The sequence below is a fragment of the Nocardia sp. IBHARD005 genome, assembly GCF_052814245.1.
Window position 1 is genome coordinate 4,213,950 of the sequence record NZ_CP199935.1, and the last position, 18,991, is coordinate 4,232,940.

General features: G+C 67.7%; 18 protein-coding genes and 5 pseudogenes. 14 read left to right on the top strand and 9 right to left on the bottom strand.

Annotation, left to right across the window (positions count from 1 at the left end; genetic code table 11):
* Positions 1-10: 10 nt before the first annotated feature.
* Positions 11-469 carry a MarR family winged helix-turn-helix transcriptional regulator gene (locus ACTWPB_RS19915; RefSeq protein WP_446222099.1) on the top strand — a complete coding sequence of 153 codons (459 nt, stop codon included), beginning with the start codon at positions 11-13 and terminating at the stop codon, positions 467-469.
* Positions 469-846: a DUF5313 family protein gene (locus ACTWPB_RS19920; RefSeq protein ID WP_446222100.1), complete on the top strand. Its 378-nt coding sequence runs from the start codon at positions 469-471 to the stop codon at positions 844-846. The genes ACTWPB_RS19915 and ACTWPB_RS19920 overlap by 1 nt, the downstream gene beginning before the upstream one ends.
* A 19-nt stretch (positions 847-865) precedes the next feature.
* Here ACTWPB_RS19920 and ACTWPB_RS19925 read toward each other — a convergent pair whose 3' ends face one another.
* Positions 866-1,441, bottom strand: a complete 576-nt coding sequence (locus ACTWPB_RS19925; RefSeq protein ID WP_446222101.1) for a TetR/AcrR family transcriptional regulator — start codon at positions 1,439-1,441, stop codon at positions 866-868.
* On the opposite strand from ACTWPB_RS19925, the gene ACTWPB_RS19930 reads away from it, so the two are divergent.
* The 4 genes from ACTWPB_RS19930 (at position 1,414) to ACTWPB_RS19945 (ending at position 4,704) form a co-directional block, all read left to right on the top strand.
* On the top strand, positions 1,414-2,022 hold the full coding sequence (locus ACTWPB_RS19930; protein WP_446222102.1) for a cytochrome P450: 609 nt from the start codon (positions 1,414-1,416) through the stop codon (positions 2,020-2,022). The genes ACTWPB_RS19925 and ACTWPB_RS19930 overlap by 28 nt on opposite strands.
* 143 nt (positions 2,023-2,165) lie before the next feature.
* A complete protein-coding gene (locus ACTWPB_RS19935) occupies positions 2,166-2,957 on the top strand; it encodes an N-acetylmuramoyl-L-alanine amidase (RefSeq protein ID WP_446222103.1) in 792 nt (263 codons plus the stop codon).
* Positions 2,958-3,377: 420 nt separating this feature from the next.
* Positions 3,378-4,187 (top strand): carbohydrate-binding protein, encoded by an 810-nt coding sequence (locus ACTWPB_RS19940; protein ID WP_446222104.1) that lies wholly within the window; start codon positions 3,378-3,380, stop codon positions 4,185-4,187.
* 124 nt (positions 4,188-4,311) lie between these two features.
* On the top strand, positions 4,312-4,704 hold the full coding sequence (locus tag ACTWPB_RS19945) for a hypothetical protein (protein ID WP_446222105.1): 393 nt from the start codon (positions 4,312-4,314) through the stop codon (positions 4,702-4,704).
* A 57-nt stretch (positions 4,705-4,761) separates the two neighbouring features.
* Here the strand turns inward: ACTWPB_RS19945 and ACTWPB_RS19950 are convergent, their stop codons facing one another.
* Positions 4,762-5,241: a hypothetical protein gene (locus ACTWPB_RS19950; protein WP_446222106.1), complete on the bottom strand. Its 480-nt coding sequence runs from the start codon at positions 5,239-5,241 to the stop codon at positions 4,762-4,764.
* A pseudogene (locus ACTWPB_RS19955) lies at positions 5,234-5,278 on the bottom strand (hypothetical protein); the annotation flags it as partial. The gene ACTWPB_RS19950 and the pseudogene ACTWPB_RS19955, both read right to left, overlap by 8 nt.
* Here ACTWPB_RS19955 and ACTWPB_RS19960 point away from each other — a divergent pair.
* Positions 5,268-5,453: pseudogene (locus tag ACTWPB_RS19960) on the top strand (hypothetical protein); the annotation flags it as partial. The pseudogenes ACTWPB_RS19955 and ACTWPB_RS19960 sit on opposite strands and share 11 nt — an antisense overlap.
* On the opposite strand, the gene ACTWPB_RS19965 reads toward ACTWPB_RS19960, so the two are convergent.
* A complete protein-coding gene (locus ACTWPB_RS19965) occupies positions 5,446-5,751 on the bottom strand; it encodes a Clp protease N-terminal domain-containing protein (RefSeq protein WP_446222107.1) in 306 nt (101 codons plus the stop codon). The pseudogene ACTWPB_RS19960 and the gene ACTWPB_RS19965 sit on opposite strands and share 8 nt — an antisense overlap.
* 484 nt (positions 5,752-6,235) lie before the next feature.
* Between ACTWPB_RS19965 and ACTWPB_RS19970 the strand changes: the two genes are divergently transcribed.
* Positions 6,236-8,299, top strand: coding sequence for an AMP-binding protein (locus tag ACTWPB_RS19970; protein ID WP_446222108.1), 2,064 nt, complete (start codon positions 6,236-6,238; stop codon positions 8,297-8,299).
* 67 nt (positions 8,300-8,366) lie between these two features.
* Here ACTWPB_RS19970 and ACTWPB_RS19975 read toward each other — a convergent pair.
* Positions 8,367-9,515, bottom strand: a pseudogene (locus tag ACTWPB_RS19975) (RNA-guided endonuclease InsQ/TnpB family protein).
* A gap of 171 nt (positions 9,516-9,686) precedes the next feature.
* On the opposite strand from ACTWPB_RS19975, the pseudogene ACTWPB_RS19980 reads away from it, so the two are divergent.
* Positions 9,687-9,806 (top strand): annotated as a pseudogene (locus ACTWPB_RS19980) (transposase); the annotation flags it as partial.
* Between the two features lie 149 nt (positions 9,807-9,955).
* Here the strand turns inward: ACTWPB_RS19980 and ACTWPB_RS19985 are convergent.
* Positions 9,956-10,921, bottom strand: a complete 966-nt coding sequence (locus ACTWPB_RS19985; RefSeq protein WP_446222109.1) for a proline dehydrogenase family protein — start codon at positions 10,919-10,921, stop codon at positions 9,956-9,958.
* On the bottom strand, positions 10,921-12,567 hold the full coding sequence (pruA, locus tag ACTWPB_RS19990) for an L-glutamate gamma-semialdehyde dehydrogenase (protein ID WP_446222110.1): 1,647 nt from the start codon (positions 12,565-12,567) through the stop codon (positions 10,921-10,923). The genes ACTWPB_RS19985 and pruA overlap by 1 nt, the downstream gene beginning before the upstream one ends.
* A gap of 132 nt (positions 12,568-12,699) precedes the next feature.
* Here pruA and ACTWPB_RS19995 point away from each other — a divergent pair, with 132 nt between their 5' ends.
* From ACTWPB_RS19995 to ACTWPB_RS20005, 3 genes and pseudogenes are all read left to right on the top strand, one after another.
* Positions 12,700-14,337 (top strand): PucR family transcriptional regulator, encoded by a 1,638-nt coding sequence (locus ACTWPB_RS19995; protein ID WP_446222111.1) that lies wholly within the window; start codon positions 12,700-12,702, stop codon positions 14,335-14,337.
* An 18-nt stretch (positions 14,338-14,355) separates the two neighbouring features.
* A pseudogene (locus ACTWPB_RS20000) lies at positions 14,356-14,421 on the top strand (helix-turn-helix domain-containing protein); the annotation flags it as partial.
* Between the two features lie 5 nt (positions 14,422-14,426).
* Positions 14,427-14,738: an alkyl sulfatase C-terminal domain-containing protein gene (locus tag ACTWPB_RS20005; protein ID WP_446222112.1), complete on the top strand. Its 312-nt coding sequence runs from the start codon at positions 14,427-14,429 to the stop codon at positions 14,736-14,738.
* Between the two features lie 5 nt (positions 14,739-14,743).
* On the opposite strand, the gene ACTWPB_RS20010 is transcribed toward ACTWPB_RS20005, so the two are convergent.
* Positions 14,744-15,490, bottom strand: a complete 747-nt coding sequence (locus ACTWPB_RS20010; RefSeq protein ID WP_446222113.1) for a VOC family protein — start codon at positions 15,488-15,490, stop codon at positions 14,744-14,746.
* 304 nt (positions 15,491-15,794) lie between these two features.
* On the opposite strand from ACTWPB_RS20010, the gene ACTWPB_RS20015 reads away from it, so the two are divergent.
* Complete coding sequence (locus ACTWPB_RS20015; protein WP_446222114.1) at positions 15,795-17,837, top strand: CocE/NonD family hydrolase; 2,043 nt, start codon at positions 15,795-15,797, stop codon at positions 17,835-17,837.
* A gap of 89 nt (positions 17,838-17,926) precedes the next feature.
* Entirely contained in the window at positions 17,927-18,085 is a 159-nt protein-coding gene (locus ACTWPB_RS20020) for a hypothetical protein (protein WP_446222115.1), read from the top strand.
* Here the strand turns inward: ACTWPB_RS20020 and ACTWPB_RS20025 are convergent.
* Positions 18,076-18,822, bottom strand: a complete 747-nt coding sequence (locus ACTWPB_RS20025) for a M50 family metallopeptidase (protein ID WP_446222116.1) — start codon at positions 18,820-18,822, stop codon at positions 18,076-18,078. The genes ACTWPB_RS20020 and ACTWPB_RS20025 overlap by 10 nt on opposite strands.
* Between the last annotated feature and the right edge of the window lie 169 nt (positions 18,823-18,991).

Consider the following 18,991-nt stretch of genomic DNA (forward strand, 5'->3'; position numbering starts at 1 on the left):
GTGGTGGACCATGCAGGAGCTCGACGACCCGTTGCGGCTCGATCGGCAGGTGTGTTTCGCCCTGGCGGTGGCCAATCGATCGGTGCTGGCGGTCTACCGGCCGCTGCTCGAACCGCTCGGCCTGACCCATCCGCAGTATCTGGTGATGCTCGCCCTGTGGGGTGAGGCGCCGATGTCGGTGAAGGCCGTCGCCGAGGCGATCCAGCTCGACTCCGCGACGTTGTCACCGCTGCTCAAGCGGCTCGAATCCGCCGGTCTCATCACCCGACGCCGCGATCCACACGACGAACGCACGCTGCACATCGACCTCACCCAAATGGGCCGTGAGCTGCGTGAACAGGCCGAGCGGATCCCGCCCGCCGTCGTGGCACGCCTCGGCGTGAGCCTGGCGGATCTGGAAGAACTGCGCGATGTCCTCGGCCGGGTGAACGCGGCCGCGCGACGCGCAACCGAGGTGAGGGGGCAGTAATGAGCAATTCGACCCCGAATCTGTGGCAGCGCTTTCGCTACATCACCGGCGCCACCCTGCCGCCCTCGATGGCGGACTGGGTGCTGGCCGACCTCACCGGCCCCGGCGCGACCCGCCGATACCTGATGCGCTTGCTGCTGCCCGTGCTTGCGGTGCTGTGCCTGTTCTTGCTGGTGCCAGGCCCGCTGTGGATTGGGCTGTCGATGATCGCGCTGCTGTACCTGCCGCTGGTCTACTTCACCGTGGCGCTGGTCTACGTGTACCGGCGCCACCGCCTGGTCAGCCATGGCTTCGATCCCGAGTTGGCGAACGTGGCCGAACGCCGCCGGGCCGAAGTCGAGCGCGTCGCCTACGAGAGTCGCCATCATCGCGGCTGAGCCGCGTACCCGCCGGGAGTCAGCCCGCACGTAAGGTGGGCCCGACGAATCGTTCCACCAGGTGACGTTCCGCCGTGGCGTCGGGCAGCGGCCAGGTGAGCAGCGACAAGACGACGCGCACGACCCAGCCCGCGGCCTCGTCGTCGGGGGTGATCCTGGTCAGCGCGGTCGCGATGTGACCGAGTTCCGGTGCGCCGGCGAGGAATTCGTCGGTATCGGGGGAGCGGTGCCGGATCAGCCACTGGCGCAGCACGGGGTCGGCGCGCATCGCGGCGACGGCGGCCAGGATGGCTTCGACGGGTCGTCGGCCGGGCGGGACCGAGTCGACGACCGCCTCGACGCGCGCGACGACGGACCCGGCGGCCCTGACCATCACCGCGCGCACCAGTTGTGGTTTTCCGCCGGCGTAGCGATACAGCGTCGCGCGCGAGCAGCCGGCGGCCGCGGCGATGTCCTCGGCGGTGACGTTGTCGATGCCGTGTTCGAGAAACAGTGCGAGGGCGGCGCGTTCGATGCGGTCGACTGGCCCACTACGCGTACCTGGCGATCGGCGGTGCGAAAGAGCGAGTGGCCGATCAGGATTCGCCGCGCACACTGCTGGAGGTCCTCGTCGCGGCCATGGCGGCGGGCACGATCGACGAACAGCAGGCGGTGCTGATCGTGGTGCAGCTGATCGGCGCGGGCGGGGAGTCGACCGCGGGCCTGATCGCCTCGGCAGCGCGACTGCTCGCCACCGACCTCGAACTACAGACCCGGCTGCGCGAACGCCCCGAGCTCATCTCCTCGTTCCTCGACGAGGCGCTGCGCCTGGAGTCACCCTTCCGCGGCCACCACCGCCACGTCGTGGCCGATACCCACCTCGACGGCGTCGACCTACCCGCGGGAAGCCACCTGCTGCTGCTGTGGGGAGCCGCCAACCGCGATCCGGCCGCCTACCCGGATCCGGACATCGTCGACCTGAACCGGCCGCGTGGACGTGCCACCGTGGCGTTCGGTGCGGGCGCCCACTTCTGCATCGGGTCCGCTCTTGCCCGGCTGGAAGCAACCGCAGCGATCACCTTGCTGCTCGATCGCACCGAGCGGTTCAGCCTCATCGATGCCGAGCCACCACGATGGGTGCCCAGCTTGTTCGCCAGACGCCACGCGACTCTTCCCCTGCGCGTTACCCGCTCCTGAGTACGGTTCGACGCCGGTCCTCGCGGTGCGGCCGCGGCTCGAAGTCTCCTGGGCGGTACCGCGTCCGCCCCACCGCGATCGGTGCGGGTGTGACACGGCGCGGGCGGAGTCGCCCCGTGGACGAGGTGTGGCACGGTGTCGGAGTGCGCCCCCGTCTGTTCCTGCCCGCCTGCCTGCTCGCGACGACAGCGCTGTTCGCCGGATGCGCGTCCACGGATGCGAACCCGACGACGCCGACCGCGACGGCCGTGTCCTCGGAGAGTGTCGTGCCGCCGACTTCCACCGCCGCGAACCGCACCGTTGTCCTCGATCCCGGTCACAACGGGGGAAACGCCACCCATCTCGCGCAGATCAACGCGCCGGTGCCCGACGGGCGCGGCGGGACGAAGGCCTGCAACACCACCGGCACCTCGGCCGACAGCGGCTACACCGAACACGAGTTCACCTGGGACGTCACCCTGCGGGTGCGCGACGCGCTCGCCGCGCAAGGTATTCGGGTGATCCTCACGCGCTCCGACGACACCGGCGTCGGACCGTGCGTCGACCAGCGCGCCGCCATCGCGAATCAGTCGGGGGCCGACGCGGTGGTCTCGATCCACGCCGACGGCAATACCGGCGCGGGCGCGCACGGATTCCACATCGCTTACGCCGAACCCGCGCTGAACCCGGTGCAGGCCGAGGCGGGGACGCGACTGGCCACCGCGCTGCGCGATGCCATGGTCTCCGGTGGCGTGGTGCCGTCGACCTATGTGGGGTCGGCGGGACTGGATCCGCGGGCGGATCTGGCCGGGCTCAATCTGGCCGAGCGGCCGAGCGCCCTGGTCGAATGCGGGAACATGCGCTCAGCGACCGATGCCGCGCTCATCGAGACCCCGGCGGGGCGGGCCCGCTACGCCGAGCTCATCACCGCCGGAATCCTCGCGTTCCTCGGCTGATTCGCCGACCGCCGCCAGCGGATTTTGGAGGAGTCGCGCAAAGTTCGCCGGGCCCGCTCCGGCGGAGTCCGCGCTCGAACAGTAAGGCAGCTTGTTGTCAACATGGCTACCTACCATCAGCTGCTGGCAAATCGATAAACCCGCGATAGCTGGTCAATTAACTCGCCATTTGCTCCGAGTGGGAACCGGTTGGTCTGAAATATGTTCGTTCGCTGAATTCGCACACCTGCGGAACGTTTCGCGAATACCGGCCGGTAGCGGCATTTTTCGCTACCAGAATGGTTGACGGCTGATCTTCGCCACCCTAATCTCCCTGTCACAGTTCGATATCGAAGTGTTCAGTGTCATCGCTCGAAATGTTTCCCGGACGGCAAGCCTGCCCCTGTCGTCCTCCGCGTGCGTTTCCAAGGAGTATTGATAGTGAGAAGTCGAATTCTGTTCTTCGCCGGAGCAATGGCATTGGCGCCGATCGTCACCGCGCTGGCCCCCGCGGGGAGCGCCACTGCGCACGGCTGGATCGCCGGACCCGCGAGCAGGCAGGAACAATGCGCCCGTGGCCTCGTGCCCTGCGGCGCGGTGAAATACGAACCGCAGAGTGTGGAAGGTCCGAAGGGGCTCACCACCTGTAGTGCGAACAAATACCCCGAGCTCGATGACGACAGCCTGGGCTGGGTACCGCAGAAAGTCTCCGGCCGTGCGAGTTTCACGTGGAAGAACACCGCGAACCATCGAACGCTCAATTGGGAATACTTCATCGGAAACACCAGGGTTGCCGTGTTCGACGGCCGAAACGAGCAGCCGTCCATGGAAGTGACCCATACCGTCGATTTGACGAACTATTCCGGGCGACAGAAATTGCGGGCGGTATGGAATATCGGTGATACCGCGGCCGCATTCTACAGTTGCGTCGATCTCGAGGTAGGTGGCACCCCCGGGGCTACGACCACCCCGAAGCCGACCACGTCCCGGCCGGCCCCCACCACGCCGCCAACGACAACCACGAAACCCCCTGCCACGACCACGAAACCGCCCGTGACAACCACCCCCGGGCACGAACACCCGACGACCACGGCTGCCCCCACCGGATCGTCCTGGCGTCAGGGTGCCACCTATGCCATCGGCGACAAGGTCACCTACCAGGGCGCCACCTATCGCTGCAGGCAGGCGCACACGGTGCACGACCCGAACTGGACACCGCCGAACACTCCCGCACTCTGGTCTCGGGTGTAGTCGACGTACCGAGGTCGGCGAAACGGTTCGTGTGTTCTCCCACCATCGGTCCTGCGATGGGGCGAGGATGAGACCGACTCGCCGGCCTCGCGTTCGGTCGGCCCGCAGCACAAGGACGTGAGATATGAGTGACAGGAAAATCGCCATCGCCGTCGCGGCCGTCGGGACGGCAATGCTGGCCACGACCCTCGGCGCTCCCGCCGCCTCGGCCGGTGTTTCGCAGTTGACCGTGAAACCCAACCTGAGCGTCGGCTCGGCAACCGACTACGGCACCGGATGCACCCATCAGTTGCTGGCCAGGCTCAGCATCGGCATCGTTCCTGTCGCCTTCTACGACAACGGCGTGCTCCTGGCCGTGGTCGCCCCGACCGACGGCGTCGCCATGTTCAACTGGGTGCCGTCCTACACCGGAGCCCACACGATGACCGCCGTTCAGGACGGTATCGCCAGTAGCTCGAATGTGACGGTCGGCCGGGGCTTCCGCTTCGGGGAATCCTGTGTGGTCACCGGCGGCTGACCCAGGCGACAACACGGTGGCCCGGTTCGGCGAACCGGGCCACCGTTGTTCTATCCGCTACTTCGACGCCAGCTTCTTGCCCTCACCCTTCTTGCCCGTGGCCTTCTTGGCGGGCTTCTTCGGCGCCTTCTTCGGCGTCGGCGCCGAACCGTTGGTTTCGGGCTTGCCCGCCGGGTGCACCGCTGTGACGACCAGATCGTCGTCGGCGGTATCGACCTTCACCGTGCCACCCGGCGCCAACCCGCCGTCGAGCAGCAACCGCGAGACCCGGTTGTCGAGCTCCTTCTGCACGGTGCGCCGCAACGGCCGTGCACCGAACTCGGGCTGAAAACCCCGCTCGCCCAACCAGTCCACCGCGGACCGGCTGATCTCGAGGTCGATGTCCTGAGCGGCGAGCATGCGCCGGGTGCGATCCAGGATCAGTTCGACTATCTGCTCCAGCTGCTCCTTGTCCAGGCGGTGGAACACGATCTGCTCGTCGATCCGGTTGAAGCGATTCGCCGGAGTAGCGCACCTGGTGGTGTTCTTCGTACACATCGGCCAGACCGCGCAGGATCTCGATGGTGTCCGCCACCGAAGGCTCCGAGACCAATTCGCTGGTCGCGGCCGCGCAGCTGTCGGATCGCTACATCACCGACCGGTTCCTGCCCGACAAGGCGATCGACCTGATCGACCAGGCGGGTGCGCGGATCCGGCTGCGTTCGGGCACTCCCGATCCCGAGGTGAGGGCGCGGGACGAGGCTATCTCGGCGACCAGCGCCTGCGCCGCCACGCTGTCCGGGAGCGAGGCGATGCCGAGCAGCCGATGTAGCTGCTGCCCGACTGGGCCGCCTGCCGCTGAGCCGCGCGCAGCGCGACCTTGGCAGCGGGGCTGAGTGTGCTGTCGGCGAGGTCGTCGGCACTGGGTTCGCCGATGTCGAGGTAGTCCTGCATCTGCTCGGCGACCTGGTCGGGATCCAGGCTGAGCTCGGCCACGATGCTGCGTCCGGGTTCTGCCTCGGTGGCCGCGTAGAGCAGGTGTTCGGGAGTGATTTCGGGTTGCCCCATTCCCGGGCCGCTTCGCGGGCCGTGCCGATCAGCAACTTCGCGTTGTCGGTCATCAGCCTGCCAAGGTCGATGCGTTGTACCGGTGGTTTGGATGACATTCCGGAACCGAAAAACCGCTGGAAGATGTCGTCGAATGGGTCCCGAGAGCTCGGAAAGCTCGCTGTCATGTCCACACCTCTTCGCTCGTCGCGCCGTGTGTCACGGCGACTCCTGCAGATCGGGTCGGTACTGCCAGCAATACTTCGGCATCCTCGGGACGCGTGCAAGCGATTGGATAGTTTCACATCGGCGATGTCGGCAGGTGTGGCCGACAAACCAAAATTCGGCCGAAACCGTCCCGAACTCCCGGTTTTGTCTGATTCTTGGTGATGGGACGCCGCGGCCGGGTAGCGTGTCGACCCGCGAGGTGGTAATGACCGCAGCGCCCATTTTCGCCCGCCGACCAGCTGGGTCGAACAGGCCGACGGGAAGTAGAGCACGGAGATTGGTCAACGACGTCATCGATGTGAGCGCGGATTTCACCATCGCGCGACAAGCGTTGTGGGATGTGCTGCTCGATCCCCAGAGCTACCCACGGATGTTCACCGGCATCGGCAGTTGTGAACCGGTGGAACGCCCCGACGGTGCGGTCCACTGGCAGGTGCGGATCGGCTCGGCGAGCGGCGGGATCAGGATCCACGAGTTCATTCTCGTCATCGGCCGTTGGTACGAGAGTTTCGAATTGCGCAGCCCGGTGCTCGGCAGCTTCGCCGCGATCCGCTTGCGTGGCGATCAGGAGCGGACCCGACTCGATATCACCCTGTTCGCTGCCGCGCGTGTCCATCCGCTGATCGAGCAGGGCACCGACTCGCTGGTCACCGACTGGGTGAAGGCGGGCCTGCGCCGGACCGCCGACGCGATCGCAGGCACCCGTTCCTCGGTGGTGGTCAACGCTGAGCGTTCGATGGTGCGCCGCAATGCCGGGGTGGCGCGCAGTATCGCGGCCACCGGGCTGATGCGGCCCGAGCCGGTGTCGATCGTGAGACAGCTTCGCTCCCTGTCGAAGTGGGGTTTCAACCTGGCCGGTGGTTACGCGGCGGGCGCGGCGTACGCACCTGATCGGCTCGCGCTGATCGATGCGCGCGGGCACCGCACCTTCGCCGAGGTCGACTCCCGATCCACCGCGCTGGCCGCGGCGATGTACTCGACCGGTCTGCGCAAGGGTGACGCCATCGGGCTGCTGGCACGCAATCACGCGGGCATGGTCGAAACCATGGTCGCCGCGGGCAAACTCGGTGTCGATGTGGCGTTGCTCAACGCGGGATTGTCGGGGCGGCGGATCGAGGAGATCGTGCAGCGGCACCGGCTGAGCGCGGTCTTCGTCGACGGTGCGCTGGAAACGCTGATCCGCTACCTGCACAGCGAGGTCCCGCGCTACACCACCGACGACTGTCCGCCGGACCCGGATCGCACCACGGTCGACGACCTGATCGCCCAGGCGCACAACGACTTCCCGGTCCCCGCGCATTCGGGCCGGCTGATCGTGCTCACCTCCGGCACCAGCGGCTCGCCGAAGGGCGCGCGCCGCCCGCATGCCAAGGGTTTCGGCACGATCGCCGCACTGCTCTCGCGGATCCCGCTGCGCGTGGAGGAGGTCCTGCTCATTCCCGCGCCGCTGTTCCACACCTGGGGTCTGGCCGGGTTGCAGCTCAGCACGGCCTTGCGTGCGACCGTGGTGTTGTCGGACGGTTTCGATGCGATGGACTGCCTGCGCGCGGTGGCCGAGCACCGGATCACCACGTTGATCGTCGTTCCGACGATGGTGGAACGCCTGCTCGAGGTACCGGACGAGGCCCGGGCGGGCCTGGATCTGTCGAGCCTGCGGTTCGTGGTCAGCTGTGGTGCGCCGCTGGCCGGGGCCACCGTGCTGCGATTCCTGGACAGCTACGGCGACCTGCTCTATAACGTGTACGGCTCGACCGAGGTGTCGTGGGCCAGCGTCGCCACCCCCGACGACCTGCGGGTATCGCCCACGACCGCGGGCCGCCCACCGCTGGGCACCCGGGTCGCGGTGCTCGGTCCCGACCTGCGTCCGGTGCCGGTCGGCGCCACCGGGCACATCTTCGTCGCCAACCACATGCTCTTCGACGGCTACGTCAACGCCGCGCCGCCGGAGGAAGCCGACGGCATGCTCGACACCGGCGACCTCGGTTACCTCGACGCCGCGGGACGGCTGTTCGTGGCGGGCCGCGACGACGAGATGATCATCTCCGGTGGTGAGAACGTCTTTCCGCGACCGGTGGAGGAGGCGCTCGCCCACCTGCCGCAGATCAGCGAAGTCGCGGTCGTCGGCGTTCCCGACCGGGAGTTCGGTCAGCGGCTGGCCGCGTTCGTGGTGAAACGCGAAGGGGCGGGACTGGATTCGGACATGGTGCGGACCTACATCCGCAACCGCCTGAGCCGATTCTCGGTCCCGCGCGACGTCACGTTCCTGACCGCGCTGCCGCGCGGGGAGACCGGCAAGATCCTCAAGCGGGTGCTCGTGCCGGGGTCAGCGCTGAGCGATTGACGTCCTCCCCTCACGGCGCTCGCGCACCACTCCGGCAGGTTCCTGTTTCACCGGGGCTCGCCTGCCGCTAAGCGGCCGGACTTACAGCCCCTCCGCAGGCGTTCAACCTCTCAGCGCGTCCCGCCGCGAGGATATTTTTGGCCGCGTTCAGATCGCGGTCGTGGACCACACCACAGACACAGGTCCACTCCCGCACCTGCAACGGCTTCTTGTCCCCGACCACACCGCAGACGGAGCACAACCGGGTGGACGGGAACCAGCGGTCCACCTTCGAGAAATGCCGCCCGTATCGGGCGGCTTTCTCCTCCAGCATGCGGGTGAACATGCCCCAGCCGGCATCGTGAACCGACTTCGCCAGCCGGGTACGCGCCAAACCCTTCACTCACAAGTCTTCGACGTACACCGCTTGGTTGTCGCGGATGATCCGTGTCGAATGCTTATGCGCCCAGTCCCGGCGCGTGTCAGCCACGGCGGCGTGCGCCTTAGCGACCTTGATCCGAGCCTTGGCCCGGTTCGCGGAACCTTTCTGCTTGCGCGACAACCCTTGTTGGGCTTTGCGGAGTCGGCGCTCGGCACGGCGCAGGAACTTCGGCGAGGCTATCGTCTTGCCGTCCGACAGGACGGCGAACGTCGACAGCCCCAAGTCGATACCGATCTCCGCGTCGACCGCAGGAAGCCGGGAGTCGCCGACCTCGACAACGAACGACGCGAAGTACCGTCCCGCCGCGTCCTTGACGACCGTGACCGAAGACGGCTCCGATGGCAGTTCCCGCGACCAACGCACGTCCAGGTCACCGATCTTCGGTAGTCGCAGCTTCCCACCAGCGGTGACCGCGAACCTGGCGTTCTTCATGAACCGGATCGCCTGCCGGTTGTCCTTGCGGGACCGGAACCTCGGCGGCGCTACCCGCGCACCCTTGCGTTTCCCGGTCACCGACTGAAAGAAGTTGCGGTAGGCGGTGTTCAAGTCGGACAGCGCTTGTTGCAGTGCCACAGACGACACCTCGCCGAGCCATGCGCGTTCCGGGGTTCTCTTGGCTTCGGTCAACGCTTTCGACAGCGCGGCGTCGGTCACGTACGGCAACCCGGCCTCACGGGCCTGTTGCCGTAACCGCAACCCGTCGTTGTACACCACTCGCGCACACCCGAACGCCTTCGCCAGCCAGACTTGCTGGCCAGGCGTCGGATAGACACGGAAGTTATACCGCAACAACATAACCCGAGGATATCAGGGGTTCATGGCCACAGAACCTCAGGTACGGACTATCCGACGCCGCGTTTCCGCTCTCCACACTCACTTGGTCTTCGTCACCGAGCATCGACATCGAGTGTTCTCGGCACGCCACCTCGAACGAACGGAGCAGATCAACGAACGGAGCAGATCATTGCCAGGGTGTGCGCCGACTTCGAATGCGAGCTGGTCGAGTTCAACGCTGAACCCGGCCACGTGCACCTGCTGGTGAACTTCCCGCCGAAAGTCGCGCTGTCGCAGCTGGTGAACTCACTCTAGGGAGTGTCGTCGCCGCGGCGCTCGCGCCCGCCGCCGCCACCGCGATGTGTTCGAGCGGTGGGCTCATCCGAGTACACCGCCACTCGCGAGTCGCGGGCGTCGAGAGTGAATAATGTTGAGTGGCAATGATTGTTCGGCAACGCCGGTTATCTTCCGCGCGCGCCGACCAGTGCGCGCAGGAAGAACCCGAGGTTGGCGGGCCTTTCGGCCAGCCTGCGCATGAAGTAGCCGTACCACTGGTCACCGTAGGGGACATACACGCGGACATGGTTGCCCGCGGCGGCGAGTCGCTGCTGTTCGTCGGCGCGAATGCCGAACAGCATCTGGTATTCGTACTCCTCGGTCTTGCGCTGTGCCGACTGCATGCCGACCCCGGCCGCGGTGATCACCGCCGGGTCGTGCGAGGCGATCATCGGATAGCCCGCGCCCGCGGTGAGCACGCCCAGGCACCGCATGTACGACGCGTCGACCTCGGCCTTGTCGCGGAAGGCGACCGACTCCGGTTCGTCATAGGCGCCTTTGCACAGCCTGATTCGCGACCCAGGACCTGCCATGGCGCGGCAGTCGTCCTCGGTGCGGCGCAGATACGCCTGCAGCACCGCGCCCAGCCACGGGTAGTCCGCGCGGAGTTCGCCCACGATCGACAGCATCGAATCGGTGGTGGTGTGGTCCTCGGCATCGACGGTGACCCAGATCCCCGCGGCCTCGGCGGCGGCACAGATCTGGCGGGCGTGCTCGCGGGCGATGGCGTGACCGTCGCGCGGCAGGGCCTGCCCGAGCGCGGAGAGTTTCACCGAAACCTCCAGTGGCCGAACAGCTCCCGTCGCCACCTCGGGCTGGGGGAGTTCGCCGAGCGCGGCGATCATGGTCCGGTATTGCGCGAGGGTCGCCTCGGCGCTCGCCAGGTCGGTGGTGTCCTCACCCAGATAGTCGATGCTGACGAAACGCCCTGAGCGCAAAAGGGTTTCGGTGGCAAGCACCGCCTGCTCCGTGGTGGTGCCCGCGACGAAGCGGGCCACCACCGCCCGGCTGACCGGCAGGCCGGTGATGGTGCGTTCCAGCCGGGGTGAGCGCGCGGCGGCGAGCATGGTCGAACGCAGCAGAGCAGACATCAGCCGACCTCCGGTGCCTGGTGGGGGTAGCCGTGCTCGGTCGGCGGGACGAAGGTTTCCTTGATCGTGCGCGCGGAAGTCCAGCGCAGCAGGTTCTGTGGGGAACCCGCCTTGTCGTTGGTGCCGGACGCGCGCCCGCCACCGAACGGCTGCTGGCCGACGACGGCTCCGGACGGTTTGTCGTTGATGTAGAAGTTGCCCGCGGCGAAGGTGAGCCGTTCGGTCGCCGCGCAGATCGCGGTGCGATCCTGCGCGATGATCGAGCCGGTGAGGCCGTAGGGGCTGCCGCTGTCCACGAGGTCCATGGCATCGGCGAAGGCGGTCGGGGTGCTGTCGTCGTAGACGTGCACCGCCAGGATCGGGCCGAAGTACTCGGTGCGGAAGATCTCGTCGGCCGGATCGTCACCGACCACGATGGTCGGGTCGACGAACCACCCGACGCTGTCATCGCTGTGTCCGCCTGCCACCACCGTCAGACCCGGTGTCGCCTTGGCGCGTTCGAGTGCGGCGGCATTGCGGTCGAAAGCGGGTCGATCGATCAGCGCCCCACCGAAATTCGTGAAGTCGGTGATATCGCCGTAGCGCAGGTTCGACGTCCGTTCGATCAGGTCCTCCGACATCGCCGCCCACACCGAACGCGGGACGAACGCCCGGGAGGCGGCCGAACACTTCTGGCCCTGATAGTCGAACGCGCCACGCACCAGCGCGGTGGTGAGCACCGCCGGATCGGCCGACGGATGCGCGAGCACGAAGTCCTTGCCGCCGGTCTCGCCGACCAGGCGCGGATACGTGCGGTACCCGTCCAGGCGCTGCGCCACCTCGCGCCACAGGTGCTGGAACGTGGCCGTCGACCCGGTGAAATGCACGCCGGCCAGTCGTGGGTCGGCCAGTACGACATCGGAGATCACCGGGCCCGCCCCGTTGACCAGGTTGATCACCCCGGGCGGCAGTCCGGCGGCTTCGAGCAGCCGCATCGTCAGATAGGCCGCGACGGACTGGCTCCTGGCGGGCTTCCACACCACGGTGTTGCCCATCAGCGCGGGCGCGGTGGGCAGGTTGCCCGCGATCGCGCTGAAGTTGAACGGTGTCACCGCGTAGACGAACCCCTCGAGCGAGCGGTACTGCATCCGATTCCACACACCCGGCGAGGAGAGCGGCTGCCCGGCGAGGATCTCGCGGGCGAACGAGACATTGAACCGCCAGAAGTCGATCAGTTCGCACGGCGCGTCGATCTCGGCCTGATAGGCGGACTTGGATTGCCCGAGCATCGTCGCGGCCGCGATCTTCGCGCGCCACGGCCCGGACAGCAGGTCGGCGGCGCGCAGGAAGATCGCGGCTCGATCGTCGAACGCCATGGCCTGCCAGGCGGGCGCCGCGGCGCAGGCGGCCTCGACCGCGGCGGCGGTTTCGGTGGTGCTCGCGTCACGCAGGGTGCCGAGGACAGCGGCGTGACGATGCGGTTGGACCACGTCGTGCGAAGCGCCGTCGCCGGGCAGGTGGCGGCCGCCGATCACGTGGGCGATCTCGGTGGGGGAGGCGGACAACTCGGCGAGCGCGGTCTGTAGGCGACTACGTTCCGGGCTTCCCGGAGCGAAGGTGCCGACGGGTTCGTTGACCGGTGGTGGGGTGGTCGCGATGGCGTCCATGAGTGCGGCTCCTGCGTCGTCAGGGATGGCGGGATGTGACGTAGTCAACACCGATCGGTACCAGTCATAATCGTCTGATCGGATGAAGATCCACGCAATCATTTGTCCGATCGACCAACACGGAGGTGCTCGATGTCTGACGGGGCCACAACGCTGCGCGAGTTGCTGACCGCCCTAGACCACACGGTCGCCACCCTCGTCGACGCGCCCGCGGGCCCCGAGGTCGCGGTGCGGACAGTCGCGTTGGCCGAGCCTGCCGACCTGCCCGAACACCTCGACGACGAGGGCGCGTTGCCCGAGGTGTATCTCCTCGTCGGCGTCGATGCCGCCGCGACCGCGCGCTGGTTGCGCGAGGTCGTCGACCGCGACCCCGCCCAGCGGCCGCGCGTGCTGATGACCAAGAGCGCCAACGACTCGCCCGCCGTGCGCGCCGCCGCCCATGCCGCGGGTGTCGCGCTGGTGCACGTCCACCGGCAGGCGCGCTGGGACCAGGTCTTCTCGCTGATCCGCCGGATGCTGGCCCGCTCACCCGGTCAGCGTGCCGCCGCCGACGAGCACGACCTGCTCGCCCCCGACACCGACCTGTTCGGCCTGGCGCAGGTGCTGGCCAGGGAAACCGGCGGCATGGTCTCGATCGAAGACCCCCAGTCGCATGTCCTGGCCTACTCGGCCTCGGACGCGTCGGCCGACCAGCTGCGCATCCAGTCCATCCTCGGCCGGGAAGGCCCGAGCGACTACCTGCGGATCCTGCGTGCGTGGGGTGTGTTCGACCGGGTGCGGCGTGGTGACGAGGTCGTCGACGTACCAGAACATCCCGAGCTCGATATTCGCCGCAGGCTCGTCGTCGGCATCCGGCGTGGGGAAGGCGCGCAATCGAGAATGCTCGGGACCATCTGGTTGCAGCAGGGCGCGGGCGCGTTGCGTCCCGACGCGGCGCAGGTGTTGCGTGGTGCGTCGGCGGTGGCGGCCAGGATCATCGCGCGGCGGCTGGACGCGCCCTCGACCGAGGCATTGCTGGTACGCAGGCTGTTCGGCGCGCACGGTGACGGCGTCGACGTGCCCTCGGTAGCCGCCGCGCTGAACCTGCCGACGACCGGTCCTGCCGCGGTGATCGGCTTCGCGCCGGTGGGTCCCGCCGCGGGCCTGGCCGCGTCGAGTGGCTTGATCCGGTTGCACGCCAGTGCTTTCCGTGATGATTCGGTCACCGAGTCGATCGGTGAGCGGGTCTATGTCCTGCTGCCCGCCTACCACTCCGAACGCGGCGTCGGCTCGTGGGTGCGCAAGCTGGTCGCCCAGCTCGAGCAGACGCGCGAACTGGTCGTGCGGGCCGCGATCGCGGCGCCGGTCGCCGGTCTCACCGCGGTCGCGGGCGCGCGCGCCGAGGTCGACCGGGTGCTGGACAGCCCGGTCGCCGATCTCGCGGGCAGCCGGGTCGCCACGCTGGCCGACGCCAGGACCGCGGTGCTGCTGGCCGAGATCATGGCGCTGATCCGCGAGCGCCCGCGCCTGCACGATCCGCGCCTGGCCGCCCTCGACGCCTACGACCGAACTCACGCCGCCGACCTACGGGTATCGGTGCATGCGTATCTTCGCGCGCACGGGGAGGTGCGAGCCGCCGCGGCGGCCTTGCGCGTGCATCCGAACACGCTGCGCTATCGACTGCGACGCGTGGAGGCCGTCCTTGGCATCGACCTGACCGATCCCGAAGACCGGCTGTTGCTCGACATTCAGCTGGCCGCGCGGGCGAGTATCGCGGTTGCTCAGAGATAACGGTCCTAGACTGTGGTGGTGCAACTCCGATACCAGTTCCGCCTCAACCCGACACCGGGGCAACAGGCGGCATTGGCGAAGGCATTCGGGTGCGCGAGAGTGGTGTTCAACGACGCCTTGGCGGCACGACGGATGGCGTTCGACAGCAAGTCGCCGTACATCCACTGCGCAACGGCGTGCTCGTGCACCACGACCGATTCCCCGGTGACGCGCTGCCTGCGCCCGACGCGACGATCACCCTCACCCGCCGGACCCTGATCTCCACCCTGGTCGGCGGCGCCGACCTGCGTCAGGGCGTCGCGAGCGGTGACATCGCCATCGATGGCGACGTCACCGCCCTGGCGAAGCTGCCCGGCCTGATCGACAAGCCGGACCCGAACTTCGCCATCGTCACCCCGTGACGATGTCAGGACCCGGTGGGTACCTCGCCGACCGCCTTGGCCGGATCGATCACGCCGAACACCTCGCCCTGTGGCGCGGCCAGGATGCCCATCCGGCCGAACGGGCTGTCGTCGGGGCCCATGATCACCGAGGCGCCCAGCTCGGTGGCCCTGGCCAGGGATCCGTCGGCGTCGTCGACCTGGATCCAGGTGAGCCAGTAGGGCGGGGTGCTCTGCGCTGAGGCGTCCATCATGCCGCCGACTCCGCGGCTGTCACCGGGCAGCGCGAAGGTGGAGTAGGTGAAGGTCTCCCCGTCCCCGATTTCGGTGTACTCCCAGCCGAACACCTTGTTGTAGAACTCGTGTGCCTGATCGTAGGCAGGAGTGTGCAGTTCGTTCCAGCAATAGGCGCCGGTCTGATTGAATACCCCGGAACCGTTGTGCGCCTTGGCTTCCCACACGCCGAATACGCCGCCTGCCGGGTCGGCGGCGACGACCATGCGGCCCACGTCGAGCACATCGAACGGTGGCATGAACACCTGCCCGCCCGACTTGCTCACGCGTTCGGCGATCTCGTCGGCGCGCTGCGCGGCGAAGTAGGTGGTCCACACCGACGGCGTCGCTTCCATGCCCTGCGGTTTCGGGCCGATGCCCGCCGCCGGTCGGCCGTCGAGCATGGCCATGAGATAGCCACCGGCTTCGGCGGGGCTGTCCTGGACCTCCCAGCCGAACAGGGTGCTGTAGAAATCGCGGGCGGCAGTGGTGTCGTCCACCTGACAGTCGATCCAGCAGGGAGTTCCCTGCGGCCAAGCTTCGTCGCGTGTCGGCATGTCGAACGTCCTCCTCGGCGTGGGATGAAGGCCGGTCCGCATTCGCACCGGCACGAGGCAAGTCAACCACCGGACACCGACAAGTTGGGGAGCCCGCAACCGCGCTGAACTGGAACAACGCGTGTTCACAGCGACAGCCCGAGCGGGCCGAGGATCGCCTGGCCAACTCGTTGCCGTTGTTACAGTTTCCGCGCCGATCGTGCGGTGGCTTGGTCAACGTTGGAGACGAACCGGTCGGGAGCGATTCATGGTGAGTAGTAAGGGTTCGGAACGCGGGTTGGTCCGGATGCTGGCGACGATCCTCGCGGTGGTCGTCGTGCTCGGCTGCGGCGGTGGTCCCGCCGGTGGGCAGCCCCCGGACGCGCCTGCCGCGAAGTGGACCGCCCTGCACGACGGGCCGGGCGCCTATCCCGAGGTGCGGGTGGAGCGTGGCGTCCAGATCACGATGAGCGACGGCGTGGTGCTCAAGGCCGACGTCTACCGCCCCGCCGATGCCGCCGGTGTGATCGAGCAGAAGCCGCTGCCGGCGATCGTCAGCCTGACCCCCTATTCGAAACTCATGACCGGGCTGATCGAATCGGCCGCCGCGATTCCGGGCCTGCAGTCCACCGCCGTCGACATCGTGCGCAGGCTGAACCTGTCGGCGACCCCGATCAGTGGTTTCGGTGACCTCATGCAGGCACTGGACGGCGGCATGATCCAGACCATGCTCGGCGTCGACCGCAAACTCGTCAGCGCCGGCTACACCGTCGTCGTGGCCGACGTCCGCGGAACCGGGCTGTCCCAGGGTAAATGGGACACCCTCGGTGCGCGCGAACAGCTCGACACCCGCGAGGTGATCGACTGGGCGGCCACGCAGCCGTGGTCGAACGGCCGCATCGGGATGAGTGGCGGCTCCTACTCGGGCATCAACCAGTTGCGTGCCGCCGAGAACGCGCCGCCCGCACTGCAGGCGATCTTCCCGGTCGAGCCGGGCAGCGACCTCATGCGTGACGTGGTCGCCCCCGGTGGCGGCGTCGGCACCACCTTCCTGCCGCTGTGGCTGAACTCGGTCAACCAGCTCAAACTCGTCCCCGACGTGGCCTCCATGGTCGACGGCAGTTTCGACTGGACCTGGTTCAACGACCGCCTCGCCGATCCGACGACCAATTTCGACCTGCTCGCCCAGTCGCTGCTCACGCCGTCGCTGTCGAATATGCCGCCCGCGCTCGACGGCGCGCTCGACGACACCTCGGACTTCCGCGAGGCGATCATGGGCCACCCCGAAAACGTCACGGTGCCGACCTTTGTCTACGGCGGCTGGCACGACATCTTCGCCAACAGCGCGACCAAACTCTACGAGCAGATCCCGCTGCCCGCCGGACGCAAGCAGCTCGTCGTCGGCGACACCTATCACGCCAATCCCGGTGCGGGCACCGGTGTTCCCGGCGCACCCCCGCGCCTGGACGTGCTGCAGCGGGCCTGGTTCGACACTTGGCTCAAAGACATCGACAGCGGCGTCGAAGGATTCGGGCCTGTCACGGTGAAACAGCAAGGCGGTAGCTGGGTTACGCTGCGGGAGTTCCCACAGCCCGGCGTCACACATCGCCGCGTCTACCTGTCCGCCACCCCCAGCGGCAGCACCGAGGACAGCCTGCACGATGGATCGCTCAGCGCCACCGGACCGGGGAGTGCCGAAACACTCACCGTGGCACCAGGTTTGAACCAAGTCTGCTCGCGCGACGCGGCGCAGGGCTCGGCGGGCATGACGGCCGCCTTCGATACCTGCGCGAAGGACTCCCGCATCGCCGAACGCAACGGTCTCACTTTCACCAGCGCCCCGCTGACCGAACAGACGGTGATCTCGGGCCCGATCAACGTGCGGCTCAACACGATCCACGACGCCACCGACGGATTCTGGAACGTCACCGTCAACGACGTGGCACCCGACGGGACCTCGACCGTGCTCACCACCGGCCAGCTCACCTCGTCGATGCGGGCCGTCGACGAACGCCGCAGCGCACGCTCGATCAACGGCGACTTCACCGCGCCCTTCAACCCGCTCACCGTCGACCGGCTGCTCCCGGTGGTACCCGGTGCACCCACCGCGATCGACGTCGCCGTCATTCCGACCCAGGCGGTGCTGGCACCGGGACACCGGCTCCGCATCGACGTCTTCGCGGGCAACGCGCCCAAGGCATTGCCGTTCCGGCCGATGCTGAACGCCAGCGGCCTCGAGCCCCAGCACGTTCGCCTCGACCCCGCGGCGCCGAGTTTCGTCAACCTGCCCACCGACCGTCCGATTCCCTGATCGACGCTGGGGGAGTCGCCGCCCACTACCCTCGATCGAGCAGTATGCGTAGGCATGCTGTGCAGAGTTCTTCCGACGAGGAGGTCGCGGTGGCCGAACCTGTCATCGTGGTGATGGGGGTGTCGGGACAGCTCGACACCCTCGAACCGCTGCGATCGGACGAAGTGGGCGTCACCCTCAACGCGTCACAGCCGCCGAGCGCGCTCGTCGCCGAGGCCGTCGACGCCTGGATCGCCGATCACCGCTGAAGCAGCGGATGCAGCTCCTCGACCGGCGCCAGCATCAGCATCGCGCCGAAGACCAGCGCCGCCAGGCAGACCGTGGTGAAGAACAACACCCACAGCACCGCGGGCAGGTGCGTCAACCGTGCCAGCTGGTCTGCATCGGAATCCGTACGACCGGGTTGGCGCCGTCGACTCCGTTGCAGTTCGAAGACCGGCCGTACCGCGGCTGCCAGCAGGAACCACGCCGCCAGATACGCGAACGCGGCCTGCAGCAGATCGCTGCCGAACCAGGACACCCCGAACACCAGTGCGCCGAGCACCACCACCGTGAGCAGCCCGTACATATTGCGGACCTTGATCAGCACCGCGGCCAGCATCACCAGCGTCGCCCACAACATCACCGTCACCCGGCCGGTCCCGAGCAGTGCCGCATAGCCGAGTCCGAGCAGCGCGGGCGCCGGATACCCGGCTGCCGCGGTGAGAATCATTCCGGGGCCACTCGGTTTGCCGCTCGATACCGTCAGCCCCGAGGTATCGGTGTGCAGGGTGATCGCGTGCAGCCTGCGCCCGGTGAGCAGCGCGATCACCGCGTGCCCGCCCTCGTGCGCCACTGTCACCGCGGCCCTGGTCAGCCGCCATAACGGTCGGTACCCGACCAAGATCAAAGCCACCGCCGCGGTGGCGAGCACCAACCACCATGCGGGCGCGGGTTGCGGTGCGAGGAGACGATCGAGCAGCGTGCTGGCGGATCCGGTGTTCACCGTCGCACTTTAGCGGTGCGCGGGCACACGCGGAGCTCCGCGTGGAAACCTGTGACGGCACCGGATGGGCGCCCGACCTGTGCGCGGCGGGACACAGGTCGAAACCGAGGCGCGTGCGGTGGCGGCCTACTCGATCGTCTACGCACATATCCATTGTGTGAGTGGCTGT

Bases quoted from the DNA above. Each gene is read 5' to 3' on its own strand.
- ACTWPB_RS20015 (WP_446222114.1), top strand. From the start codon at position 15,795: ATGGTGAGTAGTAAGGGTTCGGAACGCGGGTTGGTCCGGATGCTGGCG.
- ACTWPB_RS19965 (WP_446222107.1), bottom strand. From the start codon at position 5,751: ATGGGGCAACCCGAAATCACTCCCGAACACCTGCTCTACGCGGCCACC.
- pruA (WP_446222110.1), bottom strand. From the start codon at position 12,567: ATGGACGCCATCGCGACCACCCCACCACCGGTCAACGAACCCGTCGGC.
- ACTWPB_RS19995 (WP_446222111.1), top strand. From the start codon at position 12,700: ATGTCTGACGGGGCCACAACGCTGCGCGAGTTGCTGACCGCCCTAGAC.
- ACTWPB_RS19920 (WP_446222100.1), top strand. From the start codon at position 469: ATGAGCAATTCGACCCCGAATCTGTGGCAGCGCTTTCGCTACATCACC.
- ACTWPB_RS19915 (WP_446222099.1), top strand. From the start codon at position 11: ATGCAGGAGCTCGACGACCCGTTGCGGCTCGATCGGCAGGTGTGTTTC.
- ACTWPB_RS19945 (WP_446222105.1), top strand. From the start codon at position 4,312: ATGAGTGACAGGAAAATCGCCATCGCCGTCGCGGCCGTCGGGACGGCA.
- ACTWPB_RS19950 (WP_446222106.1), bottom strand. From the start codon at position 5,241: ATGTGTACGAAGAACACCACCAGGTGCGCTACTCCGGCGAATCGCTTC.
- ACTWPB_RS19985 (WP_446222109.1), bottom strand. From the start codon at position 10,921: ATGTCTGCTCTGCTGCGTTCGACCATGCTCGCCGCCGCGCGCTCACCC.